Below are 18,089 nucleotides of genomic sequence, written 5' to 3' on the forward strand. Positions count from 1 at the left end.
AAAACCAGTGGCGCACTTATAAGGCTTGTTTAATAGCAACCAATAGGCTATAAATCTACGGGTAATTAGTACTACTCGGCTATGCTGTTACCAACTTTACACCTGTAGCCTATCAACGTGGTCATCTCCCACGACCCTTAAAAGATGTCTCATCTTGAGGCGAGTTTCGCACTTATATGCTTTCAGTGCTTATCTCTTCCAAACGTAGCTACTCAGCGGTGCACCTGGCGGTACAACTGATACACCAGAGGTTTGTTCAATTCGGTCCTCTCGTACTAGAATCAAGCCCTCTCAAACATCTAACGCCCGCAATAGATAGAGACCGAACTGTCTCACGACGTTCTGAACCCAGCTCGCGTGCCACTTTAATGGGCGAACAGCCCAACCCTTGGGACCTTCTCCAGCCCCAGGATGTGACGAGCCGACATCGAGGTGCCGAACCTCCCCGTCGATGTGAGCTCTTGGGGGAGACTAGCCTGTTATCCCCGGAGTACCTTTTATCCTATGAGCGATGGCCCTTCCATACGGAACCACCGGATCACTATGTCCTGCTTTCGCACCTGATCGACTTGTTGGTCTCACAGTCAAGCACCCTTATGCCATTACACTCTACGCACGGTTACCAAGCGTGCTGAGGGTACCTTTGAAAGCCTCCGTTACTCTTTTGGAGGCGACCACCCCAGTCAAACTACCCACCACGCAATGTCCTTCTAAAAGAAGTTAGGCTCCAAGTAAGTAAAGGGTGGTATTTCAACGTTGACTCCACAAACACTAGCGTGCCTGCTTCAAAGTCTCCCACCTATCCTACACATTACTTACTCAAAGTCAATACGAAGTTATAGTAAAGGTTCACAGGGTCTTTTCGTCCCATTGCGGGTAATCGGCATCTTCACCGATACTACAATTTCACCGAGCTCGTGGCTGAGACAGTGCCCAGATCGTTACACCATTCGTGCAGGTCGGAACTTACCCGACAAGGAATTTCGCTACCTTAGGACCGTTATAGTTACGGCCGCCGTTTACTGGGGCTTCAGTCAAACGCTTCGCTTACGCTAACGCCCTTCCTTAACCTTCCAGCACCGGGCAGGTGTCAGACCCTATACAGCATCTTTCGATTTAGCAGAGTCCTGTGTTTTTGATAAACAGTCGCCTGGGCCTCTTCACTGCGGCCACCATTGCTGATGGCGTCTCTTCTTCCGAAGTTACGAGACTATTTTGCCTAGTTCCTTAGCCACGACTCACTCGAGCACCTTAGGATTCTCTCCTCGACTACCTGTGTCGGTTTTGGTACGGGTTGCTTCACTTCGGCTTTTCTTGGATCCGAGTTCACTACAGCAGCTTCGCCCGAAGGCTAGGCCTTGACTATTCCGTCAGTCTCCAGTAGCTACATCGAACCGTCCCCTTTTTAATGTGAGCAAGTATGGGAATATTAACCCATTGTCCATCCACTACCCCTTTCGGGTTCGCGTTAGGTCCCGACTAACCCTCAGCTGATTAGCATGGCTGAGGAAACCTTAGTCTTTCGGTGAGGGGGTTTCTCGCCCCCTTTATCGTTACTTATGCCTACATTTTCTTTTCTGTCCGCTCCACAATACCTCACGATACTGCTTCGGCGCAAACAGAATGCTCTCCTACCAGATGTAATAAATTACAAATCCATAGCTTCGGTAATATGTTTATGCCCGATTATTATCCATGCCGGACCGCTCGACTAGTGAGCTGTTACGCACTCTTTAAATGAATGGCTGCTTCCAAGCCAACATCCTAGCTGTCAATGCAGTCCAACCGCGTTGCTTCAACTTAACATATATTTGGGGACCTTAGCTGTTGGTCTGGGTTCTTTCCCTCTCGGACATGGACCTTAGCACCCATGCCCTCACTGCCGCAGAACATTTATTAGCATTCGGAGTTTGTCAGGAATTGGTAGGATTTGACTCCCCCGCATCCAATCAGTCGCTCTACCTCTAATAAACTTTTTTACGACGCTGCACCTAAATGCATTTCGGAGAGTACGAGCTATCTCCCAGTTTGATTGGCCTTTCACCCCTACCCACAGGTCATCCGAAGACTTTTCAACGTCAACCGGTTCGGTCCTCCACTTTGTGTTACCAAAGCTTCAACCTGCCCATGGGTAGATCACAAGGTTTCGCGTCTAATCCTACTAACTATGCGCCCTATTCAGACTCGCTTTCGCTCCGGCTCCGTAACTTAATTACTTAACCTCGCTAGTAAAATTAACTCGTAGGCTCATTATGCAAAAGGCACGCCGTCACCCAACTTGTGGGCTCCGACCGCTTGTAGGCGTACGGTTTCAGGTTCTATTTCACCCTTCTATTCGAAGTGCTTTTCACCTTTCCTTCACAGTACTTGTTCACTATCGGTCTTTCAGGAGTATTTAGCCTTGGAGGATGGTCCCCCCATATTCAGACAGGATTTCACGTGTCCCGCCATACTCATTTATCATCTTAATATACCTTTCGAATACCGGGCTATCACCGTCTATGGCTGTTCTTTCCAGAACATTCTTCTAAATATATAAAAACTTTTGGGCTAATCCGCTTTCGCTCGCCACTACTTACGGAATCTCTTCGATTTCTTTTCCTCAGGGTACTTAGATGTTTCAGTTCTCCTGGTTTGCTCCTCTTACGAGGTGACAGGTCTTCAACCTGCCGGGTTGCCCCATTCGGACATCTGCGGATCTATTCGTGTGTGCCAATCCCCGCAGCTTTTCGCAGCTTACCACGTCCTTCTTCGCCTCTGAAAGCCTAGGCATCCGCCATACGCCCTTAACGATTTCTTTCCTATTTTTAGGTTACTCAAGCACTTATAAGTGCTCGGTTTTCTCTTTGTGATGTCTTTACCGTTAATGTCAATGATCTTAATTTCTTCTCTTCCGTTTGATGAACAATTGTTGTTTTTGGCTCCAATCGTAACTTTTAAATCAAACTTCCAAAACTGTGGAGAATAAGGGAGTCGAACCCTTGACCTCCTGCGTGCAAGGCAGGCGCTCTAGCCAGCTGAGCTAATTCCCCCTCTAGTTGAGTGTATGAGTAGTAGTGTGGGAGAGTTTGAGCGTTAAACTCATATTCCCTTATACTCTAAAACTCTTATACTCAAAATTAGTAGTCTCGGGCAGGCTCGAACTGCCGACCTCTACATTATCAGTGTAGCGCTCTAACCAGCTGAGCTACGAGACTTTGTTATGAGTAATGGCCGATGAGTAATAAGTAATACCTTTCCTCATGTTCTTTTCTCAATCTCTTCCCTATACTAATTTCTAGTGGGTTTTGTATTTTTTATATAATCAACCAAACAAAAAACTAAAGCTTCTCTTTAAGTAAGTACTTGTGTATCTTGCGATACTAATTTTGTTTATCGTCCAAAGACGCTCTAAAATGAGATGTTCCAGCCGCACCTTCCGGTACGGCTACCTTGTTACGACTTAGCCCTAGTTACCTGTTTTACCCTAGGCAGCTCCTGTTACGGTCACCGACTTCAGGTACCCCAGACTTCCATGGCTTGACGGGCGGTGTGTACAAGGCCCGGGAACGTATTCACCGCGCCATGGCTGATGCGCGATTACTAGCGATTCCAGCTTCATAGAGTCGAGTTGCAGACTCCAATCCGAACTGAGACCGGCTTTCGAGATTTGCATCCTATCGCTAGGTAGCTGCCCTCTGTACCGGCCATTGTATTACGTGTGTGGCCCAAGGCGTAAGGGCCGTGATGATTTGACGTCATCCCCACCTTCCTCTCTACTTGCGTAGGCAGTCTCACTAGAGTCCCCAACTTAATGATGGCAACTAGTGACAGGGGTTGCGCTCGTTGCAGGACTTAACCTAACACCTCACGGCACGAGCTGACGACAACCATGCAGCACCTTGAAAATTGTCCGAAGAAAAACACATTTCTGCGTCTGTCAATTCCCATTTAAGCCTTGGTAAGGTTCCTCGCGTATCATCGAATTAAACCACATAATCCACCGCTTGTGCGGGCCCCCGTCAATTCCTTTGAGTTTCAAACTTGCGTTCGTACTCCCCAGGTGGCTAACTTATCACTTTCGCTTAGTCTCTGAATCCGAAGACCCAAAAACGAGTTAGCATCGTTTACGGCGTGGACTACCAGGGTATCTAATCCTGTTCGCTCCCCACGCTTTCGTCCATCAGCGTCAGTTAAGACATAGTGACCTGCCTTCGCAATTGGTGTTCTAAGTAATATCTATGCATTTCACCGCTACACTACTTATTCCAGCCACTTCTACCTTACTCAAGAACTGCAGTATCAATGGCAGTTTCACAGTTAAGCTGTGAGATTTCACCACTGACTTACAGATCCGCCTACGGACCCTTTAAACCCAATAAATCCGGATAACGCTTGCACCCTCCGTATTACCGCGGCTGCTGGCACGGAGTTAGCCGGTGCTTATTCGTATAGTACCTTCAGCTACTCTCACGAGAGTAGGTTTATCCCTATACAAAAGAAGTTTACAACCCATAGGGCCGTCGTCCTTCACGCGGGATGGCTGGATCAGGCGCTAACCCATTGTCCAATATTCCTCACTGCTGCCTCCCGTAGGAGTCTGGTCCGTGTCTCAGTACCAGTGTGGGGGATCACCCTCTCAGGCCCCCTAAAGATCAATGACTTGGTAGGCCGTTACCCTACCAACTATCTAATCTTGCGCGTGCCCATCTCTATCCACCGGAGTTTTCAATATTAATTGATGCCAATCAATATATTATGGGGTATTAATCTTCCTTTCGAAAGGCTATCCCCCTGATAAAGGCAGGTTGCACACGTGTTCCGCACCCGTACGCCGCTCTCTCTGTCCCGAAAGACAAATACCGCTCGGCTTGCATGTGTTAGGCCTCCCGCTAGCGTTCATCCTGAGCCAGGATCAAACTCTCCATTGTATGTTTGTTCTGACTCACTCAAAGTTTTGACGCTTTAGTTTTTCCTTACTTGGTTGTTATATTATATTTCAATGAACTTCGTTCTTTCGCTTTTTTACCAGGACAATCTTTCTGTCAGTGTCGTCCCGTATTTGCGAGTGCAAAAGTAATAACTTATTTCTTATTGACCAAATTTTTATGAAGAAAATTTTAAAGTTTTTTGATGACCTTAACTCTTCGTTTATTATTTATCAACCTCACTCCTGCTCCCCGTTTTACCGGACTGCAAAGATACAAACTTTTTCTAAACTCGCAAGCTTTTATCTAATTTAATTTTGAAATTATTTTAAATTAAAAACTGGTAGTTTTTATTTGTTTATCTTAAAGTGATCTTTAATTTATTGCTTATTCAAAAGCTCTTCTGCGCTTACTGATATACTCTCGTTTTCAGTGGGGCAAAGATAGGAGCTTTGGACAATACAATCCTAATTTATTTAACATAACATTATCATTGAAAAATAATTGTGGAAAAAAATAACATTTAAACTATTGATATCATATACATTATAAGCGAACTCCTACTTATCCACATAAATGATCATATTGTGAACTATATTGTAAAATGTATTTTTATCGTGTAGAAAAGTGATTAAAGAAGCATTTAGCATTTAGCATTTAGCATTTAGCAAAAAAAAAAAGGATTGGCAGTATATACATTTGAAGAATAGTTGTCAGAAAATTTTTGCCTTTCATAATAGATTATTTCCTTTAAAGATTCTTATTAGGATCATAAGCAGGTTGCCTTTACAGGGTTTGATTATAAAAATAATATTGAGCCTATTAACAGTTCGCTTCTAGGGAGTTCCCTTTCCTATTACTGTGATAGCAGCTTAAATAAAAAATTTGGGAGAAGTATTACGCAAAATATTGAGCTTATTTTATTTCCCGCCGATTGCACGGATTCCCACAGATGATACTGAAAATATTTTATAGCCACAAATACACGAGGTTTAAAGAATCTTGGTGTTTAACTGTTGAGCGGGCTCTTATGAGTGGGACAGCTTGGTAAGAACTTAAATATCCAGTGGGGAAAAAAATTGGTGGACTTAATCGTCAAAAATTAAATCGATTTTTATTTAATCTCTAATTTTTTACAGAAGCCCCATCATAAAGACAAGCTTAATTAATTGTTACAAAATTTATCTGATTCTTTTGTGTCCTCCTAAATATTGTTTTAACGGTAAGATCTATTACAAAGACGTATTCTTAGTTGAAATTGCAATCTATAATTTAAAAATAAAATTAACAGGTTTATAGCCACTTCGTGTCCATTTTCTAGAGTATAGGATGGAGTGCTCGGATTTTAAAACATCTCTAGTATATAAACAGACTTCTCCCGCTTCTAGCTTCTAGCTTCTAGCTTCTAGCTTCTGGCTTCTGGCTTCTAGCTTCTAGCTTCTGGCTTCTGGCTTCTGGCTTCTGGCAAAAATACAAGTATCAATGGGAGACATGACAATTTTTTATTGCCACGAATGCACGAATGATATTTTCATTTCCCATAGATCATAGAGTTGGTTTGCTTCTTTAGGCTTTCGGAGATTGTCTTTGATTTTACGGTCATAAAAGGACCGGTGAAACCTAAAATATAATCTCATTTATTAAGATTGCTAATTATTTGCGATTAGAATTTACCTTACCTATTCGCAGATTTCTTATAGTAACAGGTCGCTCCTACGGAGCTTTTTCGCCGGGTCAACATCTGGGGCTATTAACAGATCGCCCCTCCGGGGCTCTCCCGCTTCTAGCGTCTAGCGTCTAGCGTCTAGCGTCTAGCAAAAATATAAGTATCAATGGGAGACATGACAATTTTTTATTGCCACGAATGCACAAATGATATTTTCATTTCCCATAGATCATAGAGTTGGTTTGCTTCTTTAGGCTTTCGGAGATTGTCTTTGATTTTACGGTCATAAAAGGACCGGTGAAACCTAAAATATAATCTCATTTATTAAGATTGCTAATTATTTGCGATTGGAATTTACTTTACCTATTCGCAGATTTCTTTATAGTAACAGGTCGCTCCTACGGAGCTTTTTCGCCGGGTCAACATCTGGGGCTATTAACAGATCGCCCCTCCGGGGCTCTCCCGCTTCTAGCGTCTAGCGTCTGACATCTGGCATCTGGCATCTGGCATCTGGCATCTGGCAAAGGTAACTTTGTTTGAGTTTCGAGCAAAAAAAAGTCTCATACTAATTAAAGTATGAGACTTTTTAATAAAAACTGGCGGCGACCTACTCTCCCGCGTTAGCAGTACCATCGGCGCTGGTGGGCTTAACTTCTGTGTTCGGAATGGGAACAGGTGAGCCCCACCGCTAAAACCACCCTAAATATGGTTTAATATAACAATGTAGTTAATGTAACAGTGTAACAATTAATTTTATTTCTTACAATTATTGTTACATTGGTTAAATGGTACATTCTTAAATTATATGTATCGGTAAATTTCATCACAAAGGCAAAACCAGTGGCGCACTTATAAGGCTTGTTTAATAGCAACCAATAGGCTATAAATCTACGGGTAATTAGTACTACTCGGCTATGCTGTTACCAACTTTACACCTGTAGCCTATCAACGTGGTCATCTCCCACGACCCTTAAAAGATGTCTCATCTTGAGGCGAGTTTCGCACTTATATGCTTTCAGTGCTTATCTCTTCCAAACGTAGCTACTCAGCGGTGCACCTGGCGGTACAACTGATACACCAGAGGTTTGTTCAATTCGGTCCTCTCGTACTAGAATCAAGCCCTCTCAAACATCTAACGCCCGCAATAGATAGAGACCGAACTGTCTCACGACGTTCTGAACCCAGCTCGCGTGCCACTTTAATGGGCGAACAGCCCAACCCTTGGGACCTTCTCCAGCCCCAGGATGTGACGAGCCGACATCGAGGTGCCGAACCTCCCCGTCGATGTGAGCTCTTGGGGGAGACTAGCCTGTTATCCCCGGAGTACCTTTTATCCTATGAGCGATGGCCCTTCCATACGGAACCACCGGATCACTATGTCCTGCTTTCGCACCTGATCGACTTGTTGGTCTCACAGTCAAGCACCCTTATGCCATTACACTCTACGCACGGTTACCAAGCGTGCTGAGGGTACCTTTGAAAGCCTCCGTTACTCTTTTGGAGGCGACCACCCCAGTCAAACTACCCACCACGCAATGTCCTTCTAAAAGAAGTTAGGCTCCAAGTAAGTAAAGGGTGGTATTTCAACGTTGACTCCACAAACACTAGCGTGCCTGCTTCAAAGTCTCCCACCTATCCTACACATTACTTACTCAAAGTCAATACGAAGTTATAGTAAAGGTTCACAGGGTCTTTTCGTCCCATTGCGGGTAATCGGCATCTTCACCGATACTACAATTTCACCGAGCTCGTGGCTGAGACAGTGCCCAGATCGTTACACCATTCGTGCAGGTCGGAACTTACCCGACAAGGAATTTCGCTACCTTAGGACCGTTATAGTTACGGCCGCCGTTTACTGGGGCTTCAGTCAAACGCTTCGCTTACGCTAACGCCCTTCCTTAACCTTCCAGCACCGGGCAGGTGTCAGACCCTATACAGCATCTTTCGATTTAGCAGAGTCCTGTGTTTTTGATAAACAGTCGCCTGGGCCTCTTCACTGCGGCCACCATTGCTGATGGCGTCTCTTCTTCCGAAGTTACGAGACTATTTTGCCTAGTTCCTTAGCCACGACTCACTCGAGCACCTTAGGATTCTCTCCTCGACTACCTGTGTCGGTTTTGGTACGGGTTGCTTCACTTCGGCTTTTCTTGGATCCGAGTTCACTACAGCAGCTTCGCCCGAAGGCTAGGCCTTGACTATTCCGTCAGTCTCCAGTAGCTACATCGAACCGTCCCCTTTTTAATGTGAGCAAGTATGGGAATATTAACCCATTGTCCATCCACTACCCCTTTCGGGTTCGCGTTAGGTCCCGACTAACCCTCAGCTGATTAGCATGGCTGAGGAAACCTTAGTCTTTCGGTGAGGGGGTTTCTCGCCCCCTTTATCGTTACTTATGCCTACATTTTCTTTTCTGTCCGCTCCACAATACCTCACGATACTGCTTCGGCGCAAACAGAATGCTCTCCTACCAGATGTAATAAATTACAAATCCATAGCTTCGGTAATATGTTTATGCCCGATTATTATCCATGCCGGACCGCTCGACTAGTGAGCTGTTACGCACTCTTTAAATGAATGGCTGCTTCCAAGCCAACATCCTAGCTGTCAATGCAGTCCAACCGCGTTGCTTCAACTTAACATATATTTGGGGACCTTAGCTGTTGGTCTGGGTTCTTTCCCTCTCGGACATGGACCTTAGCACCCATGCCCTCACTGCCGCAGAACATTTATTAGCATTCGGAGTTTGTCAGGAATTGGTAGGATTTGACTCCCCCGCATCCAATCAGTCGCTCTACCTCTAATAAACTTTTTTACGACGCTGCACCTAAATGCATTTCGGAGAGTACGAGCTATCTCCCAGTTTGATTGGCCTTTCACCCCTACCCACAGGTCATCCGAAGACTTTTCAACGTCAACCGGTTCGGTCCTCCACTTTGTGTTACCAAAGCTTCAACCTGCCCATGGGTAGATCACAAGGTTTCGCGTCTAATCCTACTAACTATGCGCCCTATTCAGACTCGCTTTCGCTCCGGCTCCGTAACTTAATTACTTAACCTCGCTAGTAAAATTAACTCGTAGGCTCATTATGCAAAAGGCACGCCGTCACCCAACTTGTGGGCTCCGACCGCTTGTAGGCGTACGGTTTCAGGTTCTATTTCACCCTTCTATTCGAAGTGCTTTTCACCTTTCCTTCACAGTACTTGTTCACTATCGGTCTTTCAGGAGTATTTAGCCTTGGAGGATGGTCCCCCCATATTCAGACAGGATTTCACGTGTCCCGCCATACTCATTTATCATCTTAATATACCTTTCGAATACCGGGCTATCACCGTCTATGGCTGTTCTTTCCAGAACATTCTTCTAAATATATAAAAACTTTTGGGCTAATCCGCTTTCGCTCGCCACTACTTACGGAATCTCTTCGATTTCTTTTCCTCAGGGTACTTAGATGTTTCAGTTCTCCTGGTTTGCTCCTCTTACGAGGTGACAGGTCTTCAACCTGCCGGGTTGCCCCATTCGGACATCTGCGGATCTATTCGTGTGTGCCAATCCCCGCAGCTTTTCGCAGCTTACCACGTCCTTCTTCGCCTCTGAAAGCCTAGGCATCCGCCATACGCCCTTAACGATTTCTTTCCTATTTTTAGGTTACTCAAGCACTTATAAGTGCTCGGTTTTCTCTTTGTGATGTCTTTACCGTTAATGTCAATGATCTTAATTTCTTCTCTTCCGTTTGATGAACAATTGTTGTTTTTGGCTCCAATCGTAACTTTTAAATCAAACTTCCAAAACTGTGGAGAATAAGGGAGTCGAACCCTTGACCTCCTGCGTGCAAGGCAGGCGCTCTAGCCAGCTGAGCTAATTCCCCCTCTAGTTGAGTGTATGAGTAGTAGTGTGGGAGAGTTTGAGCGTTAAACTCATATTCCCTTATACTCTAAAACTCTTATACTCAAAATTAGTAGTCTCGGGCAGGCTCGAACTGCCGACCTCTACATTATCAGTGTAGCGCTCTAACCAGCTGAGCTACGAGACTTCGTTATAATTTTAAATTTTAAATTGAAAATTTTAAATGCTTTTTAAATCTAAAATCTATAATTTATAATCTAAAATCTCTCTATCCCTATACTAATTTCTAGTGGGTTTTATATTTTTTATATAATCAACCAAACAAAAAACTAAAGCTTTACTTTAAGTAAGTACTTGTGTATCTTGCGATACTAATTTTGTTTATCGTCCAAAGACGCTCTAAAATGAGATGTTCCAGCCGCACCTTCCGGTACGGCTACCTTGTTACGACTTAGCCCTAGTTACCTGTTTTACCCTAGGCAGCTCCTGTTACGGTCACCGACTTCAGGTACCCCAGACTTCCATGGCTTGACGGGCGGTGTGTACAAGGCCCGGGAACGTATTCACCGCGCCATGGCTGATGCGCGATTACTAGCGATTCCAGCTTCATAGAGTCGAGTTGCAGACTCCAATCCGAACTGAGACCGGCTTTCGAGATTTGCATCCTATCGCTAGGTAGCTGCCCTCTGTACCGGCCATTGTATTACGTGTGTGGCCCAAGGCGTAAGGGCCGTGATGATTTGACGTCATCCCCACCTTCCTCTCTACTTGCGTAGGCAGTCTCACTAGAGTCCCCAACTTAATGATGGCAACTAGTGACAGGGGTTGCGCTCGTTGCAGGACTTAACCTAACACCTCACGGCACGAGCTGACGACAACCATGCAGCACCTTGAAAATTGTCCGAAGAAAAACACATTTCTGCGTCTGTCAATTCCCATTTAAGCCTTGGTAAGGTTCCTCGCGTATCATCGAATTAAACCACATAATCCACCGCTTGTGCGGGCCCCCGTCAATTCCTTTGAGTTTCAAACTTGCGTTCGTACTCCCCAGGTGGCTAACTTATCACTTTCGCTTAGTCTCTGAATCCGAAGACCCAAAAACGAGTTAGCATCGTTTACGGCGTGGACTACCAGGGTATCTAATCCTGTTCGCTCCCCACGCTTTCGTCCATCAGCGTCAGTTAAGACATAGTGACCTGCCTTCGCAATTGGTGTTCTAAGTAATATCTATGCATTTCACCGCTACACTACTTATTCCAGCCACTTCTACCTTACTCAAGAACTGCAGTATCAATGGCAGTTTCACAGTTAAGCTGTGAGATTTCACCACTGACTTACAGATCCGCCTACGGACCCTTTAAACCCAATAAATCCGGATAACGCTTGCACCCTCCGTATTACCGCGGCTGCTGGCACGGAGTTAGCCGGTGCTTATTCGTATAGTACCTTCAGCTACTCTCACGAGAGTAGGTTTATCCCTATACAAAAGAAGTTTACAACCCATAGGGCCGTCGTCCTTCACGCGGGATGGCTGGATCAGGCGCTAACCCATTGTCCAATATTCCTCACTGCTGCCTCCCGTAGGAGTCTGGTCCGTGTCTCAGTACCAGTGTGGGGGATCACCCTCTCAGGCCCCCTAAAGATCAATGACTTGGTAGGCCGTTACCCTACCAACTATCTAATCTTGCGCGTGCCCATCTCTATCCACCGGAGTTTTCAATATTAATTGATGCCAATCAATATATTATGGGGTATTAATCTTCCTTTCGAAAGGCTATCCCCCTGATAAAGGCAGGTTGCACACGTGTTCCGCACCCGTACGCCGCTCTCTCTGTCCCGAAAGACAAATACCGCTCGGCTTGCATGTGTTAGGCCTCCCGCTAGCGTTCATCCTGAGCCAGGATCAAACTCTCCATTGTATGTTTGTTCTGACTCACTCAAAGTTTTGACGCTTTAGTTTTTCCTTACTTGGTTGTTATATTATATTTCAATGAACTTCGTTCTTTCGCTTTTTTACCAGGACAATCTTTCTGTCAGTGTCGTCCCGTATTTGCGAGTGCAAAAGTAATAACTTATTTCTTATTGACCAAATTTTTATGAAGAAAATTTTAAAGTTTTTTGATGACCTTAACTCTTCGTTTATTATTTATCAACCTCACTCCTGCTCCCCGTTTTACCGGACTGCAAAGATACAAACTTTTTCTAAACTCGCAAGCTTTTATCTAATTTAATTTTGAAATTATTTTAAATTAAAAACTGGTAGTTTTTATTTGTTTATCTTAAAGTGATCTTTAATTTATTGCTTATTCAAAAGCTCTTCTGCGCTTACTGATATACTCTCGTTTTCAGTGGGGCAAAGATAGGAGCTTTGGACAATACAATCCTAATTTATTTAACATAACATTATCATTGAAAAATAATTGTGGAAAAAAATAACATTTAAACTATTGATATCATATACATTATAAGCGAACTCCTACTTATCCACATAAATGATCATATTGTGAACTATATTGTAAAATGTATTTTTATCGTGTAGAAAAGTGATTAAAGAAGCATTTAGCATTTAGCATTTAGCATTTAGCAAAAAAAAAAAGGATTGGCAGTATATACATTTGAAGAATAGTTGTCAGAAAATTTTTGCCTTTCATAATAGATTATTTCCTTTAAAGATTCTTATTAGGATCATAAGCAGGTTGCCTTTACAGGGTTTGATTATAAAAATAATATTGAGCCTATTAACAGTTCGCTTCTAGGGAGTTCCCTTTCCTATTACTGTGATAGCAGCTTAAATAAAAAATTTGGGAGAAGTATTACGCAAAATATTGAGCTTATTTTATTTCCCGCCGATTGCACGGATTCCCACAGATGATACTGAAAATATTTTATAGCCACAAATACACGAGGTTTAAAGAATCTTGGTGTTTAACTGTTGAGCGGGCTCTTATGAGTGGGACAGCTTGGTAAGAACTTAAATATCCAGTGGGGAAAAAAATTGGTGGACTTAATCGTCAAAAATTAAATCGATTTTTATTTAATCTCTAATTTTTTACAGAAGCCCCATCATAAAGACAAGCTTAATTAATTGTTACAAAATTTATCTGATTCTTTTGTGTCCTCCTAAATATTGTTTTAACGGTAAGATCTATTACAAAGACGTATTCTTAGTTGAAATTGCAATCTATAATTTAAAAATAAAATTAACAGGTTTATAGCCACTTCGTGTCCATTTTCTAGAGTATAGGATGGAGTGCTCGGATTTTAAAACATCTCTAGTATATAAACAGACTTCTCCCGCTTCTAGCTTCTAGCTTCTAGCTTCTAGCTTCTAGCTTCTAGCTTCTAGCAAAAATACAAGTATCAATGGCAGACATGACAATTTTTTATTGCCACGAATGCACGAATGATATTTTCATTTCCTATAGATCATAGAGTTGGTTTGCTTCTTTAGGCTTTCGGAGATTGTCTTTGATTTTACGGTCATAAAAGGATCGGTGAAACCTAAAATATAATCTCATTTATTAAGATTGCTAATTATTTGCGATTAGAATTTACCTTACCTATTCGCAGATTTCTTATAGTAACAGGTCGCTCCTACGGAGCTTTTTCGCCGGGTCAACATCTGGGGCTATTAACAGATCGCCCCTCCGGGGCTCTCCCGCTTCTAGCGTCTAGCGTCTAGCGTCTAGCGTCTAGCGTCTAGCGTCTAGCGTCTAGCGTCTAGCGTCTAGCAAAAATATAAGTATCAATGGGAGACATGATAATTTTTTATTGCCACGAATGCACGAATGATATTTTCATTTCCCATAGATCATAGAGTTGGTTTGCTTCTTTAGGCTTTCGGAGATTGTCTGTGATTATTACGGTCATAAAAAGGATCGGCGGAAGCAAAAATGTAATCCTATCTATTAAGATTGCTAATTATTTGCGATTGGAATTTACTTTACCTATTCGCAGATTTCTTTATAGTAACAGGTCGCTCCTACGGAGCTTTTTCACCGGGTCAACATCTGGAGCTATTAACAGATCGCCCCTCCGGGGCTCTCCCGCTTCTAGCTTCTAGCGTCTGACATCTGGCATCTGGCATCTGGCATCTGGCATCTGGCAAAGGTAACTTTGTTTGAGTTTCGAGCAAAAAAAAAGTCTCATACTAATTAAAGTATGAGACTTTTTAATAAAAACTGGCGGCGACCTACTCTCCCGCGTTAGCAGTACCATCGGCGCTGGTGGGCTTAACTTCTGTGTTCGGAATGGGAACAGGTGAGCCCCACCGCTAAAACCACCCTAAATATGGTTTAATATAACAATGTAGTTAATGTAACAGTGTAACAATTAATTTTATTTCTTACAATTATTGTTACATTGGTTAAATGGTACATTCTTAAATTATATGTATCGGTAAATTTCATCACAAAGGCAAAACCAGTGGCGCACTTATAAGGCTTGTTTAATAGCAACCAATAGGCTATAAATCTACGGGTAATTAGTACTACTCGGCTATGCTGTTACCAACTTTACACCTGTAGCCTATCAACGTGGTCATCTCCCACGACCCTTAAAAGATGTCTCATCTTGAGGCGAGTTTCGCACTTATATGCTTTCAGTGCTTATCTCTTCCAAACGTAGCTACTCAGCGGTGCACCTGGCGGTACAACTGATACACCAGAGGTTTGTTCAATTCGGTCCTCTCGTACTAGAATCAAGCCCTCTCAAACATCTAACGCCCGCAATAGATAGAGACCGAACTGTCTCACGACGTTCTGAACCCAGCTCGCGTGCCACTTTAATGGGCGAACAGCCCAACCCTTGGGACCTTCTCCAGCCCCAGGATGTGACGAGCCGACATCGAGGTGCCGAACCTCCCCGTCGATGTGAGCTCTTGGGGGAGACTAGCCTGTTATCCCCGGAGTACCTTTTATCCTATGAGCGATGGCCCTTCCATACGGAACCACCGGATCACTATGTCCTGCTTTCGCACCTGATCGACTTGTTGGTCTCACAGTCAAGCACCCTTATGCCATTACACTCTACGCACGGTTACCAAGCGTGCTGAGGGTACCTTTGAAAGCCTCCGTTACTCTTTTGGAGGCGACCACCCCAGTCAAACTACCCACCACGCAATGTCCTTCTAAAAGAAGTTAGGCTCCAAGTAAGTAAAGGGTGGTATTTCAACGTTGACTCCACAAACACTAGCGTGCCTGCTTCAAAGTCTCCCACCTATCCTACACATTACTTACTCAAAGTCAATACGAAGTTATAGTAAAGGTTCACAGGGTCTTTTCGTCCCATTGCGGGTAATCGGCATCTTCACCGATACTACAATTTCACCGAGCTCGTGGCTGAGACAGTGCCCAGATCGTTACACCATTCGTGCAGGTCGGAACTTACCCGACAAGGAATTTCGCTACCTTAGGACCGTTATAGTTACGGCCGCCGTTTACTGGGGCTTCAGTCAAACGCTTCGCTTACGCTAACGCCCTTCCTTAACCTTCCAGCACCGGGCAGGTGTCAGACCCTATACAGCATCTTTCGATTTAGCAGAGTCCTGTGTTTTTGATAAACAGTCGCCTGGGCCTCTTCACTGCGGCCACCATTGCTGATGGCGTCTCTTCTTCCGAAGTTACGAGACTATTTTGCCTAGTTCCTTAGCCACGACTCACTCGAGCACCTTAGGATTCTCTCCTCGACTACCTGTGTCGGTTTTGGTACGGGTTGCTTCACTTCGGCTTTTCTTGGATCCGAGTTCACTACAGCAGCTTCGCCCGAAGGCTAGGCCTTGACTATTCCGTCAGTCTCCAGTAGCTACATCGAACCGTCCCCTTTTTAATGTGAGCAAGTATGGGAATATTAACCCATTGTCCATCCACTACCCCTTTCGGGTTCGCGTTAGGTCCCGACTAACCCTCAGCTGATTAGCATGGCTGAGGAAACCTTAGTCTTTCGGTGAGGGGGTTTCTCGCCCCCTTTATCGTTACTTATGCCTACATTTTCTTTTCTGTCCGCTCCACAATACCTCACGATACTGCTTCGGCGCAAACAGAATGCTCTCCTACCAGATGTAATAAATTACAAATCCATAGCTTCGGTAATATGTTTATGCCCGATTATTATCCATGCCGGACCGCTCGACTAGTGAGCTGTTACGCACTCTTTAAATGAATGGCTGCTTCCAAGCCAACATCCTAGCTGTCAATGCAGTCCAACCGCGTTGCTTCAACTTAACATATATTTGGGGACCTTAGCTGTTGGTCTGGGTTCTTTCCCTCTCGGACATGGACCTTAGCACCCATGCCCTCACTGCCGCAGAACATTTATTAGCATTCGGAGTTTGTCAGGAATTGGTAGGATTTGACTCCCCCGCATCCAATCAGTCGCTCTACCTCTAATAAACTTTTTTACGACGCTGCACCTAAATGCATTTCGGAGAGTACGAGCTATCTCCCAGTTTGATTGGCCTTTCACCCCTACCCACAGGTCATCCGAAGACTTTTCAACGTCAACCGGTTCGGTCCTCCACTTTGTGTTACCAAAGCTTCAACCTGCCCATGGGTAGATCACAAGGTTTCGCGTCTAATCCTACTAACTATGCGCCCTATTCAGACTCGCTTTCGCTCCGGCTCCGTAACTTAATTACTTAACCTCGCTAGTAAAATTAACTCGTAGGCTCATTATGCAAAAGGCACGCCGTCACCCAACTTGTGGGCTCCGACCGCTTGTAGGCGTACGGTTTCAGGTTCTATTTCACCCTTCTATTCGAAGTGCTTTTCACCTTTCCTTCACAGTACTTGTTCACTATCGGTCTTTCAGGAGTATTTAGCCTTGGAGGATGGTCCCCCCATATTCAGACAGGATTTCACGTGTCCCGCCATACTCATTTATCATCTTAATATACCTTTCGAATACCGGGCTATCACCGTCTATGGCTGTTCTTTCCAGAACATTCTTCTAAATATATAAAAACTTTTGGGCTAATCCGCTTTCGCTCGCCACTACTTACGGAATCTCTTCGATTTCTTTTCCTCAGGGTACTTAGATGTTTCAGTTCTCCTGGTTTGCTCCTCTTACGAGGTGACAGGTCTTCAACCTGCCGGGTTGCCCCATTCGGACATCTGCGGATCTATTCGTGTGTGCCAATCCCCGCAGCTTTTCGCAGCTTACCACGTCCTTCTTCGCCTCTGAAAGCCTAGGCATCCGCCATACGCCCTTAACGATTTCTTTCCTATTTTTAGGTTACTCAAGCACTTATAAGTGCTCGGTTTTCTCTTTGTGATGTCTTTACCGTTAATGTCAATGATCTTAATTTCTTCTCTTCCGTTTGATGAACAATTGTTGTTTTTGGCTCCAATCGTAACTTTTAAATCAAACTTCCAAAACTGTGGAGAATAAGGGAGTCGAACCCTTGACCTCCTGCGTGCAAGGCAGGCGCTCTAGCCAGCTGAGCTAATTCCCCCTCTAGTTGAGTGTATGAGTAGTAGTGTGGGAGAGTTTGAGCGTTAAACTCATATTCCCTTATACTCTAAAACTCTTATACTCAAAATTAGTAGTCTCGGGCAGGCTCGAACTGCCGACCTCTACATTATCAGTGTAGCGCTCTAACCAGCTGAGCTACGAGACTTCGTTATAATTTTAAATTTTAAATTGAAAATTTTAAATGCTTTTTAAATCTAAAATCT

The 18,089-nt window shown here is 44.1% G+C and carries 6 tRNA genes and 7 rRNA genes; all 13 read right to left on the reverse strand.

What is annotated here, in order from left to right:
- Nucleotides 1-45 precede the first annotated feature (45 nt).
- The 13 genes from VUJ46_RS11790 to VUJ46_RS11850 all read right to left on the reverse strand — a co-directional run bounded on the left by VUJ46_RS11790 (nucleotide 46) and on the right by VUJ46_RS11850 (nucleotide 18,031).
- Nucleotides 46-2,800: ribosomal RNA gene (locus tag VUJ46_RS11790) — 23S ribosomal RNA — on the reverse strand.
- Nucleotides 2,801-2,958: 158 nt separating this feature from the next.
- Nucleotides 2,959-3,032: transfer RNA gene (locus tag VUJ46_RS11795), tRNA-Ala, on the reverse strand.
- A 91-nt stretch (nucleotides 3,033-3,123) separates the two neighbouring features.
- Nucleotides 3,124-3,197 (reverse strand) — tRNA-Ile (locus VUJ46_RS11800).
- Between the two features lie 196 nt (nucleotides 3,198-3,393).
- Nucleotides 3,394-4,910 (reverse strand): 16S ribosomal RNA (locus VUJ46_RS11805).
- Together the 16S and 23S rRNA genes with 2 tRNA genes alongside form the textbook arrangement of a ribosomal RNA operon.
- Nucleotides 4,911-7,167: 2,257 nt before the next feature.
- Nucleotides 7,168-7,275 (reverse strand): 5S ribosomal RNA (gene rrf / locus VUJ46_RS11810).
- A 176-nt stretch (nucleotides 7,276-7,451) separates the two neighbouring features.
- Nucleotides 7,452-10,206 (reverse strand): 23S ribosomal RNA (locus VUJ46_RS11815).
- Nucleotides 10,207-10,364: 158 nt separating this feature from the next.
- Nucleotides 10,365-10,438, reverse strand: a tRNA-Ala gene (locus tag VUJ46_RS11820).
- A gap of 91 nt (nucleotides 10,439-10,529) precedes the next feature.
- Nucleotides 10,530-10,603, reverse strand: a tRNA-Ile gene (locus tag VUJ46_RS11825).
- Between the two features lie 215 nt (nucleotides 10,604-10,818).
- Nucleotides 10,819-12,335, reverse strand: a 16S ribosomal RNA gene (locus VUJ46_RS11830).
- Between the two features lie 2,260 nt (nucleotides 12,336-14,595).
- Nucleotides 14,596-14,703 (reverse strand): 5S ribosomal RNA (gene rrf / locus VUJ46_RS11835).
- Between the two features lie 176 nt (nucleotides 14,704-14,879).
- Nucleotides 14,880-17,634: ribosomal RNA gene (locus VUJ46_RS11840) — 23S ribosomal RNA — on the reverse strand.
- 158 nt (nucleotides 17,635-17,792) lie between these two features.
- Nucleotides 17,793-17,866, reverse strand: a tRNA-Ala gene (locus VUJ46_RS11845).
- 91 nt (nucleotides 17,867-17,957) lie between these two features.
- A tRNA-Ile gene (locus VUJ46_RS11850) sits at nucleotides 17,958-18,031 on the reverse strand.
- Nucleotides 18,032-18,089: the final 58 nt, after the last annotated feature.

It is taken from the genome of Chryseobacterium sp. MYb264, assembly GCF_035974275.1.
In the GTDB taxonomy this organism is placed as follows: domain Bacteria; phylum Bacteroidota; class Bacteroidia; order Flavobacteriales; family Weeksellaceae; genus Chryseobacterium.